The organism is Longispora urticae (assembly GCF_053902585.1).
Genome location: NZ_JAQZSH010000035.1, coordinates 21,471 through 43,239 on the forward strand (window position 1 = coordinate 21,471; position 21,769 = coordinate 43,239).

The following is a 21,769-nucleotide window of genomic DNA, read 5'->3' on the forward strand; positions in this document are numbered from 1 at the left end:
CGTGCGGAACGGCCGCCGCTTGGTGGCCGTCCCCCACTTCCCCCCGGTTTGCATTCCCCGCACGTCGCGAACCCCTCAGTCGTGACGTTGCGTATTTCGATCGTCACACACGGGTGAGGTGAGGTCAAGCGCAATCCGGAAATAACACTCTTGTCATGGGCAAAAAAGCCCTATCGAGCGACTGCCGCGAGGTATGCCTCACCATGACCGGTCATGACAATCGGACCCTCGGTCGCGGTCGCGAAACCGGCCTCGCCCCGGGCCAGTTCGAGCCCGTTCGCGGTGACCCGTCCGGAGGTGCACAAAATAATTCGCGGCCCCGGCGCGTCGAGCTCCACCGGCGTGTCGGACACCGTCGCCCTGTACAGCGCGAACTCGCGGACCGGCACCGGCCACGCCTCGAGCCCCGGCGACACCGGCACCGAGCGGACCACCGGATCGGCCAGCGCCTCGAAACGCAGCACGTCCAGCAGCTCCGGCACGTCCACCCGCTTCGGGGTCAGCCCGCCGCGCAGCACGTTGTCGCTCGCGGCCATCAGCTCCACGCCCATCCCCCGGATGTAGGCGTGCAGGTTCCCCGCCGGCATGAAGATCGCCTGGCCGGGCTCCAGCACCACGTGGTTGAGCAGCAGGGCGACCAGCGCGCCCAGATCCCCCGGGTACCGGTCCGCCAGGTGCCCCACCAACGCCCGCTGCTCCGCCGGCAGCCCGCCGGCCAGCACCTCGGCGACCAGCCCCGGCGGGGAGGTCAGCAGGAACTCCACCGCCCCGCGCAGGTCCCCGGCCCGGAGCAGCTCCACGGCCTTCGCCAGGGCGGGCACCCCCGCGAGCAGGTCGGCGGTCACGCCCGGCTCCCGGAAGCCGCACAGCGTCTCGAACGGGGCCAGCGCCACCAGGATCTCGGGCTTGTGCTGGTCGTCCACATAGTTGACGTTGCCCTCGGCGTACCGGGCCGCGGCGTGCGCGGCGTCCGGGTGCGCCTGCAACGACAACGGCTCCTCGGCCGCCAGCACCTTGAACAGGAACGGCAGCCGGGGGCCGAACTCGGCCGCCGACTCCTCCCCCAGCACCCCGACCGGGTCCGCCGCGATCAGCTCGTCGAGCCGGCCCCGGTCCAACGCCGACGGGTCCCCCGGATGCGCCCCGAGCCAGAACTCCGCCTCGGGCCCCTCACTCGGCACCGGCCGGCCCTGGAGGGTGGCCAGCGCGTGCCGGGAGCCCCAGGCGTAGGGGCGGATCACGCCCGTCAGGCGTTCCATCACCGCTCCGCGTGGTAGATGTCCGGTTCGATGTAGATCACCCTGGCGGTCGGGACGGCCTCCCGGATCCTGGCCTCGACGGCGTTGATGCCCTTGGCGATCTGGTCGGCCGTGCTGTCGTGCCGGATCCCGACCTTCGCCGCGACCAGCAACTCCTCCGGCCCCAGGTGCAGGGTCTTCATGTGGATGACCCGCTCCACCTCATCACCGGTCGTGATCGCCGTGACGATCCGGGCCTGGTCCTCCTCGGTGGCGGACTCGCCGATCAGCAGGCTGTTCATCTCGATGGCGAGCACGATCGCCACGATGACGAGCAGCACACCGATCAGGCCGGTACCGATCGCGTCCCAGATCCCCTCCCCGGTGATCAGGGTCATGCTCACGCCGAACAGCGCGAGCACGAGGCCGACGAGGGCCGCGAGGTCTTCGAGCAGGATGACCGGCAGCTCCGGCACCCGGGCCCGGCGGACGAACTGCGCCCAGGTGGCGTTGCCCTTCGGCCCGCGCGACTCCCGGATCGCCGTCCGGAACGACAGGCTCTCCAGGACGATCGCGACCACCAGCACCGTGACCGGCACCCACTTCCACGCCGTGATCGGCTGGGGGTCGTGGAACTTGTGGTACGCCTCGTACAGCGCGAACAGGCCACCGACGCTGAACAGCACGATCGACACGATGAACGCGTAGATGTAGCGCTGCCGGCCGTACCCGAACGGGTGTTGGGGGGTCGCGGCCCGCTGCGCGCGCTTGCCCCCGACCAGCAGCAGCACCTGGTTGCCCGAGTCGGCCACCGAGTGGATGGCCTCCGCGAGCATCGAGGAGGACATGGTCAGTCCGTAGGCGACGAACTTCGTGACCGCGATACCCAGGTTCGCGAACAGCGCGGCGACGACGGCCTTGGTGCCGCCTTCAGAACTCATGTGGCCGAAAGCTCCTTCATTTCCGACACGGCGGGGACGGCCAGCGGGTCGAGCCCGTGCGCCAGCGCCAGGTAGATCGATGCGAAATCGGGGACGGCGACCAGCGACGCCAGCCGCTCCAGGGGCGAGCCGCCCTCGGCGCGCAGCACCGTGCAGCGCACACCGCGCCGCTCGGCGAGCCGTTCGACCGCGTGCGCCCGGCGCTCGTCGATCGCGGGGGTCTCCGACGCGCCGTCCTCGGTGTCGAGGCCGCCGTCGCGGAGCAGCAGGATCCGCAGCCGGGTCGGGTCGGGCTCGTCGGACGGGTCGGCGAAGATGTCGCGCTGGCCCTCGGCGAGGCCGCCGAACACGCCGTCGAGCAGGCCGACCCGGCCCCGGTTGGCCTCCATCAGGGAGTCCGCCATCGCGGGGTAGCGGGCGTTGGCGGAGAGCACGTCGGCGACCCGGCGGGCCCCGGCGGCGGCCAGAGCGGAGGAACCCCAGACGATGGGTACGGAGTTCGCCAGGTCCAACGCCAGCGACTTGGCCGGGTTGGTGAACGACTCGGCGGCCGGCCGGCAGCGCTCGGCCTCCGCGTCCAGCCGCGCGGCGGTCTCGGCGAAGTCGGCCTCGGCGATCCGGACCAGGCCCAGCGCCCGGCCGGCGAGCAGCACGGGCACGGTCAGGGCCCAGAGGCTGACCATGGCCGGACCGCGCCGGGGCACCGGGATGAACGGCGCGCGGGCCCGCTCGGCCATCGCCTGCAGTTCGCTGTCGGGCGCGCCGATGGCGACCAGCCGTGCGCCCCGCTTGGCGGCGGAGTCGGCGGCGGCGAGGGCCTCGGGGCTGCGGCCGGACGCGGAGATCGCGATGACCACGTCGCTGGCGCTGAGCCAACCGGGTGCGCCGCCGTGCTGGATGATCGGCACGGGGCAGCGCGGCCCGGCGACGGTGGACAGCACGTCCCCGGTCCGCCCGGCCGTACCGAGACCGGCGATCACGACCGCCCGGGGGCGGCCCTCGTCGGCGAGCCCGGACAGGTTGATCTCGCTGGCCAGCGCCGCGACCTCACGGAGCTGCGCGCCCGCGCCCGCGACGGCGAGCAGCATCTTGCCGGAGTCGGCGGCGGCCAGGCCGTCGGCGTCGTCGAGCAGCGCCTCGTCGATGTGCCGGTGGCCCTTGACCCCGGCCGAACCGTCGAGCGGGTTCACTGCCCGTCACCGGCCGGGCGGGCGGCCTCGTCCAGCAGCAGGACGGGGATGCCGTCCCGGATCGGGAAGACCAGCCCGCACTCGGTGCAGGTCAGGGTGGCCGCCGCCTCGTCGAGGGTCAGCGGGGCGTGGTGGGTGTCCGGGCACGCGAGGATGTCGAGCAGTGCGGGGTCAAGCGCCATGGTGTTCCTCAGACTCCTTGTCAGCGGCGGATGATTGCGAGAGCCTCGTCCCGCACCTGGGCCATCCGCTCGGCGGTGGGGGCCTCGACGTTCAGGCGGAGCAGGGGCTCGGTGTTCGAGGCCCGGACGTTGAACCACGCGCCGTCGGGCAGCGACACCGTCAGGCCGTCGAGGGTGTCGGTCTCCGCCTCGGCGTACGTCGCGGCGATCTCGGCGACCTTCGCGGCCTGGTCGGCCACAGTGGAGTTGATCTCGCCGGAGGCGGCGTAGCGCTCGTAGCGGGCGCCGAGCTCCGACAGCGGGGCGTCCGTCTCGCCGAGCGCGGCGAGCACGTGCAGGGCGGCGAGCAGGCCGGTGTCGGCGCCCCAGAAGTCCTTGAAGTAGTAGTGCGCCGAGTGTTCGCCGCCGAACACGGCACCCGTCTTCGCCATCTCCTCCTTGATGAAGGAGTGCCCGACCCGGGTCCGGACCGGGACGCCGCCGTTCTCGGCCACGATCTCCGGCACGGCGCGCGAGGTGATCAGGTTGTGGATGATCGTGGCGCCCGGGGCCTTGGCCAGCTCGCGGACCGCGACGAGGGCGGTGACCGCGCTCGGGGACACCGGGGCGCCGGCCGCGTCGACGAAGAAGCACCGGTCGGCGTCGCCGTCGAACGCGAGGCCGATGTCGGCACCCTCCGCGACGACCCGCTTCTGCAGGTCGACCAGGTTGGCCGGCTCCAACGGGTTGGCCTCGTGGTTCGGGAAGGTGCCGTCGAGCTCGAAGTACATCGGGACGACGTCGAGGGGCAGGTCCTTGCCGAACACGGCCGGGATGGTGTGCCCGGCCATGCCGTTGCCAGCGTCCACGACGACCTTCAGCGGCCGGCTGCCGGACAGGTCGACCAGGGCGTTGAGGTAGCCCGCGTACTGAGTCAGCAGGTCCTGCTTCGCCACGACGCCGGGCCGCTCGACGGGGACGATGTCCGCGCCGTCGAGGATCGCCTGGGCGGCGTCGCGGATGGCGGTCAGGCCGGTGTCCTGCCCGATCGGCTTGGCGCCCTTGCGGCACATCTTCAGCCCGTTGTACTGCGCCGGGTTGTGGCTCGCGGTCAGCATCACGCCCGGGATGTCCAGCGAACCGGAGGCGAAGTACAGCTGGTCGGTCGAGCACAGGCCCGCGTCGACGACGTCCGCGCCGAGCGCCGTGGCCCCGGCGGCGAACGCGGCGGCCAGCTCGGGCGACGACGGGCGCATGTCGTACCCGACGACGATTCTCTCGACGGGGCCGTCGGCGGACAGAACCTGGACGAACGCCGCGCCGATCGCGCGGGCCACCTCCGGGTTGAGCTGGTCCGGGACCGTGCCCCGGACGTCGTACGCCTTGACGATGCTGGCCAGGTCAGCCACCGGCTGCGCTCCTAACGGGTGCTGAAAGTACCGAAAGGGCAGCCTACCCGAGACACCATCCGAAGGACTGAGGCGCCAGCCGAAGGCCTGAGGTGCCTACAACGCGGCCAGGACGAGGACCCGCTGCTCCGTGTAGTCCTCCATCGCGCTGCGCACCCCTTCCCGGCCCACCCCGGAGCCCTTCGACCCGCCGTAGGGCATCTGGTCGGCCCGGAAACTGGGCACGTCCCCGACGATCACGCCCCCGACCGCCAGGGCCCGGTGCGCCGCGAACGCCGTGGGCAGGTCCCGGGTGAACACCCCGGCCTGCAACCCGTACTGCGAGTCGTTGACCAGCGCGAACGCCTCCTCCACCGTCTGGAACGGCGCGACCACGAGCACGGGGCCGAAGATTTCCTCGCTGTTCACCTCGGCCTTCGGGTCCGCGTCGACGATCACGGTGGGTTGCACCCGCCGGCCGTCCCGCCCGCCGCCGACGAGCACCCGGCCGCCGGAGGAGCCGATCCAGGACTCGATCCGGTCGGCCGCCGCGTCGTTGATCACGGGGCCGACCTCGGTGTCGAAGTCCAGGGCGCCGACGGCGTCGACCAACAGCGAGCAAAAGGTGTCGAACACGGAGTGGTCGACGAACACCCGCTGGACGGCGATGCAGCTCTGGCCGGCCTGGTAGTTGCCGAACAGCGCGACCCGACTTGCGGCCTGGGCCAGGTCGGGCCAGTCCGCGCAGACCACGGCCGCCGCGTTGCCGCCGAGTTCGAGGGTGACGTGCTTGCGGGGCACCGCGTCGGCGATCCCCCAGCCGACCGGCCCGGAGCCGGTGAAGCTCACCACGGGCAGCCGGGGGTCGGCGACCAGGGCCGGCATCCGGTCGTTCGGCACCGGCAGCACCGACCACGCCCCGGCCGGCAGGTCGGTCTCCGCGAGCAGCTCACCGAGCAGCAGAGCCGTCAGAGGGGTACCGGGGGCCGGCTTCACGAGGATCGGCGCGCCCACCGCGATCGCCGGGGCGACCTTGTGCGCGACCAGGTTGAGCGGGAAGTTGAACGGCGCGATCCCCAGTACGGGGCCGCGCGGGAACCGCCGGACGAGCGCCGCACGGCCCGTCGCCGCCGGGTCCGTGTCGAGGCGTTGCAGGTCGCCGCCGAACCGCCGGGCCTCCTCGGCCGCCCACCGGAACGTGGACACCGCCCGGGCCACCTCGACGGTCGCCCACTTGACCGGCTTGCCGTTCTCGGCGCTGATCAGGGCCGCGATCTCCGCCGCGCGCTCGGCGAGCCGGCGGGACACGTGGTCCAGCGCCGCCGCCCGGGCGTGGGCGGGCAGGTCCGCGCAGGCGCCGGCCGCCGCTGCCGCCGCGCTGACCGCCCGTTCGACCTGGCCCTCGTCGGGTACGCCGGCCACGCCGACCAGGCGGCCGTCGCCCGGGGCGCGCACCTCCAGGGCCTCGGCGGTGCTCTCCCGGGTGCCGGCGACGAAACAGTAAGCGTCCACGCCCCATACCGTAGTCGGCCGCGCGGGCCCACGCCGCCGGGTGACCCGGGCCGACCGGGCGGGGCCGAGCCGATGCGCGGCGGGTCGGACCCCCACTCGTAACCAGGAAGTGGTGTTGATCCGCGGTTTTCTAGCGGAGCGCGACCGTGGGGCCGGCGAGGGCGTCCCACAGGGCCCGCGCCTCGGGGTCGGTCGGGACCACGCCCTCGGTCTCCAGGAAGTAGCCCTCCATGAAGGACCGGACCGGGGCCGCCGTCACCGCGTCCTCCCCCGCCCGGAACTCCGCCGCCGCGTGCAGCACCATCAGGAACAGCCCCGGCACCCGGCCGGTCTCGGGGCTCAGGGCCGGCTGGAAGTAGGGGATGTCCAGGGCCCGCGCGCCGCGCTTGCGGTAGAACCGCAGCCGGGCCGCCGGGTCGCCGTGCTCGGCGACCGCGCCCGCGTGCGCCGCCGGGTCCTCCACCTCGGCGAGCACCAGGCACGGGTCGTGCTCGGTCCGCCAGGCGGCCAGGGTGTCGTCCAGCAGCGCGCCGCCGATCCCGCCGCCCCGGATCCCGGGCCGCAGCGCCAGGTAGCCCAGGAGCATCACCCGCAGCTCCGGGTCCCAGTCGCCGACCGCGCCGCCCAGCACCCGGCCGTCGTCGTCGAGCGCGAGCCGGACGTGCGCGCCGTCCAGCTCGTCGAGCGGGCCCAGCTCCGACGGCGGGAACGAGGGGGTCAGGACGTCGGCGTGGAACTCGGCGAGCAGGGGATGCGGGCCGGAGACGGCGAGGATGCGCATCCGGTCACGTTACCGCCGCTCCACTGTGGCGGGGCTCAGGACGGCGGGATGACTCTCAGGTGACCGCGCCTGCCGACGCCGCGGCCCGCGGCCTCGCGCGGCGGGTCCGGTCGGGGCGGGGTGGGGTCGGAGCGGCCGGCCTCGCGCACCGCGTCCGCCAGCGCCACCAGGTCGTCGGGGGTGGGCGGCGGCAGGTCGAAGTCGCCCTCGTGCCGGACCAGGTCCCAGCCCCGGGGCGCGGTGAGGCTCCGGGCGTGCTGCTCACACAGGTCGTACGAATGGGGCTCAGCCGCACCTGCGAGCGGGCCGACGACGGCCGTCGAATCGGCGTACACGTAGGTCAGCGTGGCCACCGCCTGAACGCGGCAGCCGTTACGGGAACACAGCCGTGGTGACCTCACGGCGGCACGGTACCCCTCTCTCAGGCTCCCGTCATCTCGATACCCCCACGACACGCCGGCAGGGGGCCGCCCCGGGCCTCCGGAGGGCTAGTGTGGGCGGCGTGAGTAGTCCCCCGCCGAGTAACGAGACACCCCGCGCACCCCGGCACCATCGGGACCGAAGAGGACGCGGACTCCGAGGTCGGCTGGTGCCGGCCTCGGTCCCACTGTTCCGGACCCGGCGGGACATTTTCGACGACCTGATCCTCGACGCGGTCGAGGGGCTGGAGCGGCGCTGGGCCGACGAGCTGGCCGGTGTCGAGTTCGCCGTGGAGGACGTCCCCCCGGACCTCAACGTGTACGACACCGACGTCCTGGAGGACGGCGAGGTGCCGCTGGCGCGCCTGCTGCCGGGCCGCCCGGGGCGACAGGCCGTGCCGCCCCGGATCGTCCTCTACCGCCGCCCGCTCGAGTTCCGCGCCGTGGACCGGGACGACCTCGCCGACCTGATCAACAACGTGGTGATCGAGCAGTTGGCGAACCTGCTCGGGATTGACCCCGAAGAACTCTCATAGGTGTACGGTCCCGGGCGCCGGGACATCCCCGCGCGCCCGCCGGTGTTCTAGACGGCCTGACGCTTCAGCTTCCGGCGCTCCCGTTCCGACAGACCCCCCCAGATCCCGAAACGTTCGTCCTTCGACAACGCGTACTCCAAGCAGTCGGACTTGACCTCGCAGCGCCCACAGATGCGCTTCGCCTCCCTGGTCGAGCCACCCTTTTCTGGAAAGAACGCCTCCGGGTCGGTCTGGGCACAGAGTGCGTGCTCCTGCCACTCCGGTGCGTCCCCCAGGAGGTCTGCGACAACCTCTTGGTCCTCCATCAGCGTGCCCCCTTCCTCGCTGCCGACGTTTCGGTCGGTGCGTACCCCCCACGCGGAAGGTCTTTGTGTAGTTGATCCTAATTGCCAGGCCTGGCCCGCATCACGATTGTGTGTCCCCCGTGAAATTACACGCGTGTAATGCGTGCGTCGTCAAGCCGAACCTGATAAATAGGCGCAACTTCGGGGTACCAAGAAAAGGGGCAAACCACCAGTGGGCACGGCGAACAGACCGGCGGGCCGGCGTCACTGTAGGAAACGAGACAGTCGTCAGGGGGTTACGGGGGAACCGTAAAAAGTTGTCCTTTGCCGCGCCGGGCGTCCGGCGAGCTCCGCGACCGCTCTCAACTGGGCAACCGTCCTGGCCGAACCGTGCGCCGAACCCGCCATCCGACTGATCGTCTCCTCCATCAGCGTGCCCCCGAGATCGTTGCAGCCGCCATTCAACATGGCCACTGTTCCGGCGTCCCCGAGCTTCACCCACGACGTCTGGATGTTCGGAATGCGGCCGTGCAGGAGTAGGCGTGCCATCGCGTGCACGGCGCGGTTGTCGCGCATCGTCGGACCCGGTCGGGAGATGCCCGCGAGATAGAGCGGCGCGTTCTGGTGCACGAAAGGGAGAGCGACGAACTCGGTGAAGCCGCCCGTGCGGTCCTGGATGCCCGCGAGGACACGAAAATGCCCGAGCCAGTGGCCCGGGTGGTCGACATGCCCGTACATCATCGTGCACGAACTCCTGATGCCCAGTTCGTGCGCGGTCGAAACCACGTCGACCCACGCGGACGCCGGCAGCTTGCCCTTCGTCAGCACCCAGCGCACCTCGTCGTCGAGGATCTCCGCCGCCGTACCCGGGATCGTGTCCAGCCCGGCCTCCCGCAACCCGGTCAGCCAGTCCCGGACCGGCACGCCGGCCTTCGACGCTCCCGTCACGATCTCCATCGGACTGAACGCGTGCACGTGCATCCCCGGTACCGCGGCCTTGATGCCCCGGACCAGGTCAGCGTAGACCGATACCGGCAACTTCGGGTCGATACCGCCCTGGACGCAGACCTCGGTCGCCCCGTCCGCCGCCGCCTCCGCCGCGCGGGCCGCCACCTCGGCCACGCTGAGCCGGAACGCGTCGGCGTCCCGCTCGCGCTGGGCGAAGGCGCAGAACCGGCAGCCGACGTAGCAGACGTTCGAGAAGTTGATGTTGCGGTTGACCACGTAGGTGACGTCGTCGCCGACGGTGTCGCGGCGGACGGCGTCGGCGGTGCGGCACAGCTCGTCGAGGGCCGGGCCGTCCGCCGTGAACAGGGCGAGGGCCAGGTCGTCGCGGGTCAGGAGGGCGGCGGGGTCGGTGGCGGCGAGGGCCAGGGCGGCGCTGAGGTCGCCCAGGCGGGTGGCGGGGGCCCCGATCCGGGCGTTGCCGGGCCGGGGCCCGGGGACGGTGCCCGCGGCGGGGACGGTGCCGGCGCCGTCGGTGCCCGCGGCGGGGACCGTGCCTGCCTCGGGGGCCGCGCCCGCATTGGCCGCCATGCCCTCGCGGGCCGAAGCCCCCACCGCCGCCCAGTCCCCGTAGATCTCGTCGAAGTCCGTGCGGCGGTCGGCGGTGCGGCCCGTGGTGTCGACGGCCACGTGCAGGTCCGTGCGCCCCGAGGACTCCCAGCCGCCGTCCGGCTCCTGCCAGGTCCGGCCCACCGGGAGCGCGTCCGGGTCGGCCAGCCCGGACTCCGGGTCGGCCAGGGCCGCGACGTGCCCGGCCAGCCGGGGGTCGAGCCAGCTCCCCGACAGGTACGGCGGGTAGATCGTCAGGCGTTCCGTCAGCGTGAACCCGGCCTCCCGGGACCGGGCGGCCAACTCGTCCAGGTGCGGCCACGGGCGCTCGGGGTTCACGTGATCCGGGGTCAGCGGCGAGACCCCGCCCCAGTCGTCGATCCCGGCGCGCAGGAGCAGCGCGAACTCGCCGTCCACCAGGTTCGGCGGGGCCTGGATCCGCGCGTTCGGGCCGAGCACCAGGCGGGCGACGGCGATCGTGGCGGCCAGCTCGCCCAGCTCCGCGTCCGGCATCGCGCGCATCGCGGTGTCCGGCTTGGCGCGGAAGTTCTGGACGATGACCTCCTGGATGTGCCCGTACTCCCGAGAGATGCGCCGGATCTCGAACAGCGCGTCGGCCCGCTCGGCCAGGTCCTCGCCGATCCCGATCAGCACGCCCGTGGTGAACGGCACCCCGACCCGGCCCGCGTCCTCCAGCACCCGCAGCCGGACCGCGGGCTCCTTGTCCGGGGAGCCGTAGTGCGGGCCGCCGGGCTCCGACCACAGCCGGGTCGCCGTGGTCTCCAGCATCATGCCCATGCTCGGCGCGACGGGCTTGAGGCGCTGGAGGTCGGCCCAGGTCAGTACCCCCGGATTGAGGTGCGGGAGGAGCCCGGTCTCCTCCAGGACGGCGATCGCGCACGCCCGGACATAGTCGAGGGTGGAGTCGTAGCCGCGCTCGTCCAGCCACGTCTTGGCCTGCGGCCAGCGGTCCTCCGGGGCGTCGCCCAGGGTGAACAGCGCTTCCTTGCAGCCCAGCGCCGCGCCCTGCCGGGCGATGGCCAGCACCTCGTCCTTCTCCAGGAAGAGGGACTCCAGGCGGTGCGGGACGGTCGCGAAGGTGCAGTAGTGGCAGCGGTCCCGACAGAGCCGGGTGAGGGGAATGAAGACCTTTTTCGAGTACGTGACCACGCCCGGCCGCCCGGCCTCCAGCAGTCCCGCGTCCCGCACCGCGCCGGCCACGGCGATCAGCTCGTCGAGGGCCTCGCCGCGCGCGCCGAGCAGCACCGCCGCCTCGGCCCGGTCCACGGTCCGGCCGTCCCGGGCCCGCCGCAGGGCTCTGCGCATCCCGTCATTCACCCGGCCACCCTACTCCGAAGTAGGGAATGGGAAAGGGCCCCGCCAGTGGCGGGGCCCCTCCTTCGGGATCGTTACTACTGCTGAGCTGGCGGGATCTGGCCCGGCTGGATCAGCTGGGTGCGCTGGGCCTCTTCCTGGGCCGGGAACACCCCACCGGGCGGAACCGTCGGCGCGGCGGGCTGGCCCGGCGCGTTGGTCGGCGGCCAGGTCCGGTCAGAGCCCTGCTGCGGGCTCTGGGCGGGCTGGGCCGGCGGGGCCGACGTCGGGGCCGCGTAGCTCGGGAACGGCGAGCTGGCGGGCGGCGTGGAGGTCTGCGCCTGCGGCGGCTGCTGACCGACGACCTGGGTCTGCTCCCCGTACTGCTGCTGCGGCTGCTGACCGTACTGCGGCTGCTGGCCGTACGGCGGCGTGGCCGGCTGACCGTACTGCGGCTGCTGCCCGTACGCCGGCGGGGCCGACGCGGGGGCGGCACCCTGCGCGTACCCGGGCTGGCCGTAGGGCTGCTGCTGCTGGCCGTACGCCGGCTGCCCGTACTGCTGCTGCGACTGCTGGGCCGGGTAGCCCTGCTGCTGCGGCTGGCCGTAGCCGGGCTGCGGCTGGCCGCCCTGCTGGGGCTGGTAACCCTGCTGGGGGTAGCCCTGCTGGGGGGCCGGGTACGGCTGGGCGACCGGCTTCGGCGGCCGGGGGGTGACGTAGACGCCGGCGAACACCCGGAACACCAGGAACGCCGCCAGGCCGAAGAGCGCGAACGTGCCGATGTCGACGAAGATGTCGTAGACGACGTCGAGCGTGCTGTACGAGCCGCTGGAGACCTCGACCGAGTCGAACTTCGACAGCGTGCCGGCGATGAGCGTGATCAGGCCGAAGAGCGCCCCGACCCCGTACTCCACGAGGGCGATCAGCGTGATCGTCTTCGCGTTCTGGGCGACCGGCTTGATGTGGGTGACGATCAGCACCGCGAGCAGCGGGAGGATCGCGGCCTGGAGGCCGACGAAGCCGCTGAAGTTCGCGTTGGCCCGGGACGTGAAGCCCTCGGCCCAGTTCTCCGTGACCAGTAGGAGTTGGAACACGTTGATGACGAGCAGCAGGCCGGCCACCGCGACCAGCGCGAGGGCAGCCAGGGGCCGGTAGGGCGTGGTGAAGTCGGCCGCCGACTTCTCATCGGCCTTTGTCGGGGTGGACACAGCGCCTCCTTGAAGCTTTGTTGCCGATCACCATAGTCCGTACGGGTCGGCACGAACCGATGCGCACTCCCGTTTCCTACCCCGTCCGTGGGAGTTTCAGCCGCACCCTAGTGGGCTCGCGCCACCCGGCGGGTACCCGATGCGAGGATGCTCGGATGCGTATTGCGGTACTGGCCGGTGGCATCGGCGGCGCGCGGTTCCTCCTCGGGGTACGGGCCTGGGCCCGCGCCCACGACGCCGAGGTCACCGCGATCGTCAACGTGGGCGACGACGTGACCCTGCACGGACTGCGGATCTGCCCGGACCTCGACTCCATCATGTACACGTTGGGTGGCGGCTCCGACACGGAGCGGGGTTGGGGTCGGGCCGGCGAGAGCTGGACGGTGAAGGAGGAGCTGGCCCGGTACGGGGCCGAGCCGACCTGGTTCGGGCTCGGCGACAAGGACATCGCCACCCACCTGGTCCGGACCCGGCAGCTGTCGGCCGGCCTCCCGCTGTCCCAGATCACCCTCAACCTGTGCGAACGCTGGCAGCCGGGCATCACCGTGCTGCCGGCGACCGACCACAAGCTGGAGACGCACGCGGTCACCGACCAGGGGGCCGTGCACTTCCAGGAGTGGTGGATCCGGTACCGCGCGGACATCCCCACGGAGACCTTCGTCTTCCTGGGCGCGGCCGAGTCCACCCCCGCGCCAGGCGTCCTGGAAGCACTGGAAAATGCAGATGTGATCCTGGTCGCACCTTCCAACCCGGTCGTCTCGATCGCCCCGATTCTGGCGGTTCCGGGGCTCCGGGCCGCGCTGGTCGGGCGCCGGGTCGTCGGCATCTCCCCGATCATCGGCGGCGCGCCGGTCCGGGGCATGGCCGACCGGTGCCTGGCGGTGCTCGGGGTGCCGGTGACCGCCGAGGCCGTCGGCGCGCTCTACGCGGACTTCCTCACCGGCTGGCTGGTCGACAGCGCGGACACGGCGGTCATCGACGGGGTCGAGGTGGTGCGGACGCCGCTGTGGATGACGGACGAGGCCGCGACGGTCGCGATGGTCGAGGCGGCGCTGGCATGTTGAGCCAGGATCCGGCCGGGCCCGCCGCGCCCCGGCAGGGGGTGCTGACCGTTCTCCCGGTGGCCGGGATCGGCGACGTGGCCCCCGGCGACGACCTCGCGGCGCTGATCGCGGGGGCCGCCCCCTGGCTGGCCGACGGCGACATCCTCATCGTGACCAGCAAGATCGTGTCGAAGGCGGAGGGTCGGCTGGTCGACGTGCCCGCCGAGGGCCCGGCCCGCGAGGAGGCCAAGGCCGCGATCCTGGCCGCCGAGACCGCGCGCACGGTGGCCGTCCGGGGCAAGGTCAAGATCGTCCAGACGCATCACGGGTACGTCATGAACAACGCCGGTATCGACGAGTCCAACGTCGACCCGACCCGGATGGTGCTGTTGCCGGTCGACCCCGACGCCTCGGCCCGCGCGCTCCGGGCGGCCCTCGCGGACCGGGGACTCGACGTCGGCGTGGTCGTCACGGACACCATGGGCCGGCCGTGGCGGGACGGGCTGGTCGACTTCGCGATCGGCGCGGCCGGCGTGCACCCGCTGCGCGACCACCGGGGCGAGACGGACGCGTACGGCAACGACCTGTTCGTCACGCGGATGGCCGTGGTGGACGAGCTGGCGGCGGCCGGTGAGCTGGTCAAGGGCAAGATCGACCAGGTACCCGTCGCCGTGGTCCGCGGCCTCGTCCCGACCGGCCGCCCGGCCGACGGTTCGGGTGGGCCCGACGACGGGGCTTCGCGACAGCCCGGAGGGTCCGGCCTCGCGGACGGGCCCGGGGTGGCGGAGACGCTGGTCCGGGATGCCGCGTCCGACCTGTTCAGCCTCGGGACCGCCGAAGCGCGGCGGACGGCCGTGTCCGGGCGGCGCTCCACGCGGGCCTTCGACAAGGAGCCGGTCCCCGACGAGCTGATCCGGGCGGCGGTGGCGGACGCGCTGACCGCGCCGGCCCCGCACCACAGCGTGCCGTGGCGGTTCGTGCACGTCCGCGCGGCCCGGACCGCCCTGCTCGACGCGATGCGCGACGCGTGGGCCGCCGACCTGCGCGGGGACGGGTTCACCGCGGAGCAGATCGAGCGCCGCCTGCGCCGGGGTGACCTGCTGCGCGCCGCCCCCGAGCTCGTCGTGCCCTGCCTGGTCGCCGACGCCGCGCACCCCTACCCCGACGCGCGCCGTTCCGACGCCGAGCGGACCATGTTCCACGTCGCCATGGGTGCCGGGGTGCAGAACCTGCTGGTCAGCCTCGGGACGTACGGCCTCGGCTCCTGCTGGGTGTCGTCCACGATGTTCTGTCCCGACGTGGTGCGCGCGACCCTCGACCTGCCGGCCGACTGGCAGCCGATGGGCGCGGTGGCGATCGGCTACCCCCTGGACCCGCCGGGCCCCCGCCCGCCCCGGGACCCGTCCGACTACCTGGTCACCCGGTGACCGCCGCCCGCCCCGGGTTCCCGCCGACCCTGTCGTCACCCGCCCACCGCTCCTCCGATCCACGGACAGGCCCGATGAACCCGCTGTACGACGACGCCGTCCGCGTCTTCCGCGACGTCCCCCGCACCGCCGACCTCCTCGTCGCCGGCCCCGTCGCGCTCACCCGCGCGCACCTCCCCGGCCACGTCACCGCCTCGACCCTGGTCCTCTCGCACGACCACGCCGAGGTGCTCCTCACCCTGCACCCCAAATTCAGCAGATGGGTACAGCTCGGCGGGCACCTCGAACCGGGCGACGCCTCCCTCGCGGACGCGGCCCTGCGGGAGGCCGTCGAGGAGAGCGGCATCGCCGACCTGGTACTGCACCCGGAGCCGATCCACTTCGACGTGCACCCGGTGGCGTGCGGCGGCGGCTCGGCGCACCACGACGTGCGCTACGTGGCGGTGGCCCCCGAGGGCGCGGTGTTCACGGTGAGCGAGGAGTCCGACGAGCTGGGCTGGTTCCCGGTGGACGCGCTGCCGTCCCCGCTGGCCGACGCGACGGAGTGCCTGATCGCCCCGGCCCTGGCGGCCGTCCGCCGCGCCTGAGCACTACACGACGCCGCCCGCACACGACGGCCACAGTTGCGCCCCGCGACCGGATCAGTGCAACCCGTGACGGCCCGATGCTCACGGCGGAGCCATGAGGAGCCGGTGCCGGCCGCGCGCGGAACGTGTGGGCACAGCGCGGCGAAAAGTCGCGTCACGCCCGGACACGCCCGAAGTCTCACCAGGAGAGAACGCATCCACCCGGCGGGGGCCCATCCCCCGTCGGGCTGGACGCGAATCCGGACCACTGGAGCTTTCCTGGGAGGCGCAGCATGACCCCGCACACCGCGACGATCCTCGGCACCCTCGACACGAGTTCGGCCGAGGGCCTGGCCCGGGTCGTCGGGTACCAGCTGCACGACGACGGAGCCGACGACGGCGACGGCATGTACTGCTACTGGATGACCCCCGGCGACGCGTACGGCGTCATCCACGACGGCGACACCTGGACCGTCTCGGGCGGGGTGTGGACGGAGTTCGGCCACACCTACCGCCTGGTGGACGACGACCGGCCGCTGGCGGCCCTGCCGACCCGCGACGGCCCGCTCCCGCTGGACCCGGCGTACGGCTACCAGCTCCAGGTCGACGAGTCCGGCGACTGGCGGATCTGGCGCCTGAGCTGAGCCCCCCGGCCGCGCACCCGCCCTGCGCGGCCCACCAGCTCCGGGCCGACCGCCCGGCAGCGCGAGCCGAACGAGCCACCCGGCCGAGCGACAGCCCGGCCCGGGTCAGCCCAGGGCACCCGTCAGACGTACCGGTCCTCGCCCCGCGCCTTCAGCTCGTCCACGATCTGCTTGACCTCCTGCGCCCGCCCGCGCGGTACCACCATCAGGGCGTCGGGGGTGTCGACGATGACCAGGTTGTCCACCCCGATCGCCGCCACGACCCGCCCGGAGCCGGAGACGATCACCGAGTCCTTGACGTCGCGGGTGAGGACGGTGGCGTTCTCCCCGCCGAGGATCAGGTTGCCGGCCTCGTCGGCGGGCAGCGACTCGCCGAGGGCGTGGAAGTCGCCGACGTCGCTCCACGGGAAGTCGCCCGGGACGGTGACGACCCGGCCGGCGGCGGCCGCGCCCTCCATCACCGCGTAGTCGATGGAGATCTTCTCCAGGCCGGGCCACCGGTCCGCGAGGACGGTGTCCCGGTCGTCGGTGTCCCAGGCCGCGGCGATGGCCACGACGCCCGCGTGCAGCTCGGGCTTCTGCCGGGCGAGCTCGGCGAGGAACGTCTCGACCTGGAAGACGAACATGCCGGCGTTCCACAGGTACTCGCCGGAGTCCGTGTACTGCACCGCCAGCTCGTGGGCCGGCTTCTCCTTGAACTCCTCGACCTGCCGCGCGGCGCCGTGCACCGGCGCGCCGAGTTTGAGGTAGCCGAAGCCGGTCTCGGGCCGGGTGGGGGTGATGCCGAGCGTCGCCAGGTACCCGGCGGAGGCCGCGGCCATCGCCTCGCGGATCACCTCGACGAAGCGGGGCTCGTCGCCGATCAGGTGGTCGGCGGAGAACACGCCCATGATCGCGCCCGGGTCGCGCCCGGCGATCACGGCCGCCGCGAGGCCGATCGCCGCGCACGAGTCGCGCGGCGAGGGCTCCACGAGGATGTTCGCCTCGGGGATGTCGGGGAGCTGCCGGGACACGGCGACGGCGTGCGAGACGCCCGTCACCACGTAGACCCGGTCGCCAGGGGACAGCGGCGCCAGGCGTTCGACCGTGGCCTGCAGGAGCGACCGGTCGGAGCCGGTCAGCGGGTGCAGGAACTTCGGGTGACCGGCGCGGGACAGCGGCCAGAGCCGGGTGCCGCTGCCGCCAGCGGGAATGACCGAGTACAGCATTGGTGCATTATGCCCGGGAGAAGGGTGCTGGCCCCAACCGGCGGCTCACAGGCCCGCCGCCCGGTTCCACGCGGCCACGTGCACCTCGGCGCTGGACGCCCAGGTGAACTCCTTGGCCCGGGTCTGGCCCGCCACCGACAGCCGGGCCCGGCGGGGCGCGTCGTCGAGCAGCGAGGACAGGTCGTCCCCGATCACGTCGGACTCCTCGCCCGTGTAGGCCACCGCGTCGCCCCCGACCTCCGGCAGCGACAGCCGGGGCGTGGTCAGCACGGGTGCCCCGCAGGCCATGGCCTCCAGGATCGGCAGACCGAAACCCTCACCATGCGACGGGTACGCCGCGATGACGGCGCCGCCCAGGTAGCCGGGCAGGTCCGCGTACCTCAGGTAGCCGGGGCGCAGCAGGCGCAGGTGTCCCGGGACCTCGGAGGCGGCCTTGTCGATGTCGTCGTCGTGGCCGGAGCCGCCCGCGATGACCAGCACCGGCGGGTCGGTCCGGTCGGAGACGGCCGCGACCCAGCCCCGGATCAGGTTCGGCACGTTCTTGCGGGGCTCCTTGGCCCCGAGGAACGCGATGTACGGCGTGTCGCCGAGCCCGAGCCGCGCCCGCACCCGGGCCTTCTCGTCCTCCGAAGGCGGGTAGAACGCGAGGGTGTCCACCCCGTGGTACGCCACGTCGATCTTCGTCGGGTCGGCGTCCAGCAGCCGGATCAGCTCGTCGCGGGTGGCCTTGCTGGGCACGATCACCCGGCTGGCGCGCCGCATCGACGTCTTGATCGCGCTGCGGAAGAAGGTGCGCCGGGACTTGTCGTAGTGCTCCGGCTCGGTGAAGAACGTCGCGTCGTGCACCGTCACGGTGACCGGACAGGGTGCGCGCAGCGGACAGGTGTAGAACGGGGCGTGCAGCACGTTCGCCTTGACCTGCTGGGCGAGCAGCGGCAGGCCGGTCTGCTCCCAGGCCAGCCGGGTCGGCCGGTGGTTCACCGCCCCAGGGGCCGCGATCACCTCGGCGCGCGGCAGGAGCCGGGCGTACCGCTCGGCGTCACTGCGTTGTGACACCACCATGAGATCGACCGGAAGGCTGGACAGAGCACCGAGCAGGCCGTCAAGGTAACGACCGACCCCACCTCTGTCAGCCGGAACACTGGTCGCGTCGACGAGGACCCGGGGCACAGCAACACCCTCCTTCGCGTGTGGCTTTCGTCACGAAGCCTACGCCCGTCATTGCCCGTGTCGGCACCGCCGGTCCAGCCGTCGCCAAGTCGACACCCATCAGACACCGACTGGCGACTCTATGGCCCGGTGGTTGCCCGATGGGGTCGGCGCGCCGACCCCATCGGGCAGCTGCGGAACCGCAGCTCCGGTACCTAGGAGACGAGCAGCTCCGGGCCGGTCGCGGCCCGCACGTCGTCCACCGACACGCCGGGAGCCGTCTCCACGAGCCGCAGGCCCTCCGGAGTGACGTCGACCACAGCGAGGTCGGTGATGATCCGGTCGACGACCTTCAGCCCGGTGTACGGCAGGGTGCACTCGTCCACGATCTTGTGCGAGCCGTCCTTGGCGACGTGCTCCATCAGGACGATGACCTTGCGCGCGCCGTGCACGAGGTCCATCGCGCCGCCCATGCCCTTGACCATCTTGCCGGGCACGGTCCAGTTGGCCAGGTCGCCGGCCGCCGAGACCTGCATCGCGCCCAGGACGGCGACGTCGATGTGCCCGCCGCGGATCATGCCGAAGGACAGCGCCGAGTCGAAGTACGCGGCCCCGGGGTTCACCGTGACCGTCTCCTTGCCGGCGTTGATCAGGTCCGGGTCCTCCTCGCCCTCGTACGGGTAGGGGCCGGTGCCGAGGATGCCGTTCTCCGAGTGCAGGACGACGTGGATACCCTCGGGAAGGTAGTTCGGGATCAGGGTCGGCAGGCCGATGCCGAGGTTGACGTACTGGCCGTCGGTCAGTTCCCGCGCCGCGCGGGCGGCCATCTCATCACGGGTGAGTGCCATGGTGATCAGCCCTTCTTCCGGGTCGTGACGCGCTCGATGCGCTTCTCGCCGACGCCGACGGCGACGACGCGCTGGACGAAGATGCCGGGGAGGTGCACCTCGTCCGGGTCCAGCTCACCCGGCTCGACCAGCTCCTCGACCTCGGCGATCGTGATCTTGCCGGCCATCGCGCACAGCGGGTTGAAGTTGCGGGTGCTGGAGCGGAACACCAGGTTCCCGTGCTTGTCGCCCTTCGTGGCCCGGACCAGCGCGAAGTCGGTGACGATGCCCTCTTCCAGGACGTAGTCGCGCCCGCCGAACTCGCGGACCTCCTTCGGCGGGGAAGCCACGGCCACCGAGCCGTCGGTGTTGTACCGCCACGGCAGCCCGCCGTCCGCCACCTGGGTACCGACCCCGGCCGGGGTGTAGAACCCGGGGATGCCGGCCCCACCGGCGCGCAGCCGCTCCGCGAGGGTGCCCTGCGGAACCAGCTCGACCTCCAGCTCCCCGGACAGGTACTGCCGGGCGAACTCCTTGTTCTCCCCCACGTACGAACCGGTGGTGCGGGCGATCCGGCGCTCGGCGAGCAGCTGCCCGAGGCCCCAGTCGTCGACACCGCAGTTGTTGGACACGGTCCGCAGGCCGGAGACCCCGGTGTCCAGCAGAGCGCGGATCAGGCCGCTCGGAATGCCACACAGGCCGAATCCACCGACGGCGATCGACGCGCCGTCCGGGATGTCGGCCACGGCCTCCGCCGCGGTGGCGACAGTCTTGTCCATGGTGTGCGTTCTCCTCAGTGAGACGGCAGCATCGAGGGCACACGTTACAGAAGCCGGCGGCCCGTGTCGGGGTGCGTCAGACCCACACCTTCCCGCCGGGCTCGTCGGGCCGGCCGAACCCGCCCCCGCCGGGGCCGGCGCACCGGCCGACATGCCGGAGTTGCCCGGAAGCCGGGGCCGGTGCGCGGGCCGGCGGGGGCCCGCGGGGCTGGTCGTAGGCTGGGCGGCATGACGATCCGCACCCCGGCGGGGCTGCTCGCCGCCGCACTCGCCGCCGACCCCGCCCGGCCGCTGCTCACGTTCTACGACGACTCGACCGGCGAGCGGACCGAACTGTCGGCGGTCACCCTCGACAACTGGGTGTCCAAGACGGCGAACCTGCTGGTGGACGGGCACGGCCTGGGCCACGGCGACACGGCGGCCGTCGCGCTGCCCCCGCACTGGCAGACGGCGGCGGTGCTGCTCGGCTGCTGGCGGGCCGGCCTGTCGGTCAGCCACCACGTGGGCGAGCAGGTCGACATCGCGTTCAGCGCGGCGGACAGGTTCTCCGAACAGAACAGCCCCGAGGTGTACGGGCTCTCGCTGGCCCCGATGGCCATGCCGCTCCGCAACCCGCCCGAGGGCGTCCTCGACTACGTCCTGGAGGTCCGCAACTTCGGCGACTTCTACGGCGGGCCGGCGGCCGATCCCGACGCGCCGGGGCTGGTGCACCTGCCGGGGGGCGCGGAGGTGACGCACGCGGGGCTGGTCGAACGGGCCCGGGGGCGGGCCGCGGAGCTGGGGTTGACCGGGGACGACCGGGTGCTGATCGCGGCGCCGAGCCGGCCGTTGGACTGGTTGCTGGCGCCGTTGGCGGCGGGGGCGTCGATCGTGCTGTGCAAGGACGCGGACGAGGCGAAGTTGGAGTCGCGGGCCTCGTCGGAGAAGGTGACGCGCACCTTGTAGGGGCTTACTGAGCGGTGGTCCCGGCGGGGCGTCCGTGGCGGGTCCGGTTGACGAGAGAAGGGCCTTCGACTCTCCTCAACCGAACCCGCCACGGACCTCGGTACTCGTTGTTCAGGTGCGGTCCCGGGAGGCGAGGATCGCCTGGCGGCGGGCCAGGCGGTGCTCCCGGCGGATCTCCGCCTCGTGCAGCCGCTGCTTGTCCGTCGCGGTCTCGGGGAGCACGGGGCGGATCGGCTGGGGCTTGCCGTCGGTGTCCACGTGCACGAACACCAGGTATGCCGTCGCGACCGTCAGCGGCTCGGTGCCCGCCTCGTTCCAGCGCTCCGCGAGTACCCGGACGCCGATTTCCATGCTCGTCCGGCCCACCCAGTTGACCTGCGCCTGGGCGTGGACGAGGTCGCCGACCCGGACCGGGGTGGACAGCACGATCTCGTCGATCGAGGCGGTGACGGCGTTGCCCCCGGCGTGCCGGGCCGCGGCCGCCCCGGCGGCGTCGTCGATGAACTTCATGATCGCGCCGCCGTGCACCGTGCCGTAGAGGTTCACGTCCGTCTGAACCATGATCCGGCTGAGCGTCACGCGGGAGTAGGACGTCGGTACACCTGTCATGTCCGGAGTCTCGCATCCTCCGCCCCACCCCCGCCCGATGATCTCG

At 72.6% G+C, this 21,769-nt stretch carries 22 protein-coding genes; 6 read left to right on the forward strand and 16 right to left on the reverse strand.

The features are described from left to right. Positions 1-170 precede the first annotated feature (170 nt). The 8 genes from manA to PT931_RS22660 form a co-directional block, all read right to left on the reverse strand. The gene (manA, locus tag PT931_RS22625) at positions 171-1,259 is read right to left on the reverse strand and encodes a mannose-6-phosphate isomerase, class I (protein ID WP_456247767.1); all 1,089 of its coding nucleotides are present in this window, start codon (positions 1,257-1,259) and stop codon (positions 171-173) included. Further along, entirely contained in the window at positions 1,259-2,179 is a 921-nt protein-coding gene (locus PT931_RS22630; RefSeq protein WP_456247768.1) for a cation diffusion facilitator family transporter, read from the reverse strand. Before PT931_RS22630 ends, manA begins: the two co-directional genes overlap by 1 nt. Continuing rightward, the gene (locus PT931_RS22635) at positions 2,176-3,369 is read right to left on the reverse strand and encodes an SIS domain-containing protein (RefSeq protein WP_363731097.1); all 1,194 of its coding nucleotides are present in this window, start codon (positions 3,367-3,369) and stop codon (positions 2,176-2,178) included. Before PT931_RS22635 ends, PT931_RS22630 begins: the two co-directional genes overlap by 4 nt. Continuing rightward, complete coding sequence (locus tag PT931_RS22640; protein ID WP_363731095.1) at positions 3,366-3,551, reverse strand: Trm112 family protein; 186 nt, start codon at positions 3,549-3,551, stop codon at positions 3,366-3,368. The genes PT931_RS22635 and PT931_RS22640 overlap by 4 nt, the downstream gene beginning before the upstream one ends. 20 nt (positions 3,552-3,571) lie before the next feature. Beyond that, on the reverse strand, positions 3,572-4,939 hold the full coding sequence (locus tag PT931_RS22645; protein WP_456247769.1) for a phosphomannomutase/phosphoglucomutase: 1,368 nt from the start codon (positions 4,937-4,939) through the stop codon (positions 3,572-3,574). Between the two features lie 96 nt (positions 4,940-5,035). Continuing rightward, complete coding sequence (locus PT931_RS22650) at positions 5,036-6,430, reverse strand: aldehyde dehydrogenase family protein (RefSeq protein WP_456247770.1); 1,395 nt, start codon at positions 6,428-6,430, stop codon at positions 5,036-5,038. A gap of 130 nt (positions 6,431-6,560) precedes the next feature. Next, positions 6,561-7,211 carry a GNAT family N-acetyltransferase gene (locus PT931_RS22655; protein ID WP_456247771.1) on the reverse strand — a complete coding sequence of 217 codons (651 nt, stop codon included), beginning with the start codon at positions 7,209-7,211 and terminating at the stop codon, positions 6,561-6,563. Positions 7,212-7,246: 35 nt separating this feature from the next. Continuing rightward, entirely contained in the window at positions 7,247-7,612 is a 366-nt protein-coding gene (locus PT931_RS22660) for a DUF3499 domain-containing protein (RefSeq protein ID WP_412541718.1), read from the reverse strand. 188 nt (positions 7,613-7,800) lie between these two features. Between PT931_RS22660 and PT931_RS22665 the strand changes: the two genes are divergently transcribed. Beyond that, positions 7,801-8,166, forward strand: coding sequence for a metallopeptidase family protein (locus tag PT931_RS22665; RefSeq protein WP_233472728.1), 366 nt, complete (start codon positions 7,801-7,803; stop codon positions 8,164-8,166). A gap of 47 nt (positions 8,167-8,213) precedes the next feature. Here PT931_RS22665 and PT931_RS22670 read toward each other — a convergent pair whose 3' ends face one another. From PT931_RS22670 to PT931_RS22680, 3 genes are all read right to left on the reverse strand, one after another. Continuing rightward, complete coding sequence (locus PT931_RS22670) at positions 8,214-8,471, reverse strand: WhiB family transcriptional regulator (protein ID WP_197006922.1); 258 nt, start codon at positions 8,469-8,471, stop codon at positions 8,214-8,216. Between the two features lie 267 nt (positions 8,472-8,738). Then, positions 8,739-11,330, reverse strand: coding sequence for a bifunctional FO biosynthesis protein CofGH (locus PT931_RS22675; protein ID WP_456248187.1), 2,592 nt, complete (start codon positions 11,328-11,330; stop codon positions 8,739-8,741). 86 nt (positions 11,331-11,416) lie between these two features. After that, the gene (locus PT931_RS22680) at positions 11,417-12,526 is read right to left on the reverse strand and encodes a hypothetical protein (protein ID WP_456247772.1); all 1,110 of its coding nucleotides are present in this window, start codon (positions 12,524-12,526) and stop codon (positions 11,417-11,419) included. Positions 12,527-12,681: 155 nt separating this feature from the next. Here PT931_RS22680 and cofD point away from each other — a divergent pair, with 155 nt between their 5' ends. From cofD to PT931_RS22700, 4 genes are all read left to right on the forward strand, one after another. Next, the gene (gene cofD / locus PT931_RS22685; RefSeq protein ID WP_456247773.1) at positions 12,682-13,590 is read left to right on the forward strand and encodes a 2-phospho-L-lactate transferase; all 909 of its coding nucleotides are present in this window, start codon (positions 12,682-12,684) and stop codon (positions 13,588-13,590) included. Continuing rightward, positions 13,584-14,996: a coenzyme F420-0:L-glutamate ligase gene (locus tag PT931_RS22690; protein ID WP_456247774.1), complete on the forward strand. Its 1,413-nt coding sequence runs from the start codon at positions 13,584-13,586 to the stop codon at positions 14,994-14,996. The genes cofD and PT931_RS22690 overlap by 7 nt, the downstream gene beginning before the upstream one ends. A 74-nt stretch (positions 14,997-15,070) precedes the next feature. Then, entirely contained in the window at positions 15,071-15,583 is a 513-nt protein-coding gene (locus tag PT931_RS22695; protein ID WP_456247775.1) for an NUDIX hydrolase, read from the forward strand. 272 nt (positions 15,584-15,855) lie between these two features. Next, complete coding sequence (locus tag PT931_RS22700) at positions 15,856-16,206, forward strand: hypothetical protein (RefSeq protein WP_456247776.1); 351 nt, start codon at positions 15,856-15,858, stop codon at positions 16,204-16,206. A gap of 122 nt (positions 16,207-16,328) precedes the next feature. On the opposite strand, the gene PT931_RS22705 is transcribed toward PT931_RS22700, so the two are convergent. The 4 genes from PT931_RS22705 to PT931_RS22720 form a co-directional block, all read right to left on the reverse strand. Further along, complete coding sequence (locus tag PT931_RS22705; protein WP_456247777.1) at positions 16,329-17,414, reverse strand: mannose-1-phosphate guanylyltransferase; 1,086 nt, start codon at positions 17,412-17,414, stop codon at positions 16,329-16,331. Between the two features lie 45 nt (positions 17,415-17,459). After that, on the reverse strand, positions 17,460-18,584 hold the full coding sequence (locus PT931_RS22710; protein ID WP_456247778.1) for a glycosyltransferase family 4 protein: 1,125 nt from the start codon (positions 18,582-18,584) through the stop codon (positions 17,460-17,462). 194 nt (positions 18,585-18,778) lie between these two features. Next, positions 18,779-19,411, reverse strand: a complete 633-nt coding sequence (locus PT931_RS22715; RefSeq protein WP_456247779.1) for a CoA transferase subunit B — start codon at positions 19,409-19,411, stop codon at positions 18,779-18,781. A 5-nt stretch (positions 19,412-19,416) separates the two neighbouring features. Continuing rightward, entirely contained in the window at positions 19,417-20,169 is a 753-nt protein-coding gene (locus PT931_RS22720) for a CoA transferase subunit A (protein WP_456247780.1), read from the reverse strand. 228 nt (positions 20,170-20,397) lie between these two features. On the opposite strand from PT931_RS22720, the gene PT931_RS22725 reads away from it, so the two are divergent. Next, on the forward strand, positions 20,398-21,114 hold the full coding sequence (locus PT931_RS22725; RefSeq protein WP_456247781.1) for a TIGR03089 family protein: 717 nt from the start codon (positions 20,398-20,400) through the stop codon (positions 21,112-21,114). A gap of 111 nt (positions 21,115-21,225) precedes the next feature. Here PT931_RS22725 and PT931_RS22730 read toward each other — a convergent pair whose 3' ends face one another. Next, the gene (locus PT931_RS22730; protein WP_456247782.1) at positions 21,226-21,723 is read right to left on the reverse strand and encodes an acyl-CoA thioesterase; all 498 of its coding nucleotides are present in this window, start codon (positions 21,721-21,723) and stop codon (positions 21,226-21,228) included. Positions 21,724-21,769 lie beyond the last annotated feature (46 nt).

Coding starts and splice junctions, on each gene's coding strand:
- manA (WP_456247767.1), bottom strand. CDS start 1,259: ATGGAACGCCTGACGGGCGTGATCCGCCCCTACGCCTGGGGCTCCCGG.
- PT931_RS22630 (WP_456247768.1), bottom strand. CDS start 2,179: ATGAGTTCTGAAGGCGGCACCAAGGCCGTCGTCGCCGCGCTGTTCGCG.
- PT931_RS22640 (WP_363731095.1), bottom strand. CDS start 3,551: ATGGCGCTTGACCCCGCACTGCTCGACATCCTCGCGTGCCCGGACACC.
- PT931_RS22655 (WP_456247771.1), bottom strand. CDS start 7,211: ATGCGCATCCTCGCCGTCTCCGGCCCGCATCCCCTGCTCGCCGAGTTC.
- PT931_RS22670 (WP_197006922.1), bottom strand. CDS start 8,471: ATGGAGGACCAAGAGGTTGTCGCAGACCTCCTGGGGGACGCACCGGAG.
- PT931_RS22675 (WP_456248187.1), bottom strand. CDS start 11,330: ATGCGCAGAGCCCTGCGGCGGGCCCGGGACGGCCGGACCGTGGACCGG.
- cofD (WP_456247773.1), top strand. CDS start 12,682: ATGCGTATTGCGGTACTGGCCGGTGGCATCGGCGGCGCGCGGTTCCTC.
- PT931_RS22690 (WP_456247774.1), top strand. CDS start 13,584: ATGTTGAGCCAGGATCCGGCCGGGCCCGCCGCGCCCCGGCAGGGGGTG.
- PT931_RS22695 (WP_456247775.1), top strand. CDS start 15,071: ATGAACCCGCTGTACGACGACGCCGTCCGCGTCTTCCGCGACGTCCCC.
- PT931_RS22700 (WP_456247776.1), top strand. CDS start 15,856: ATGACCCCGCACACCGCGACGATCCTCGGCACCCTCGACACGAGTTCG.
- PT931_RS22705 (WP_456247777.1), bottom strand. CDS start 17,414: ATGCTGTACTCGGTCATTCCCGCTGGCGGCAGCGGCACCCGGCTCTGG.
- PT931_RS22715 (WP_456247779.1), bottom strand. CDS start 19,411: ATGGCACTCACCCGTGATGAGATGGCCGCCCGCGCGGCGCGGGAACTG.
- PT931_RS22720 (WP_456247780.1), bottom strand. CDS start 20,169: ATGGACAAGACTGTCGCCACCGCGGCGGAGGCCGTGGCCGACATCCCG.
- PT931_RS22725 (WP_456247781.1), top strand. CDS start 20,398: ATGACGATCCGCACCCCGGCGGGGCTGCTCGCCGCCGCACTCGCCGCC.
- PT931_RS22730 (WP_456247782.1), bottom strand. CDS start 21,723: ATGACAGGTGTACCGACGTCCTACTCCCGCGTGACGCTCAGCCGGATC.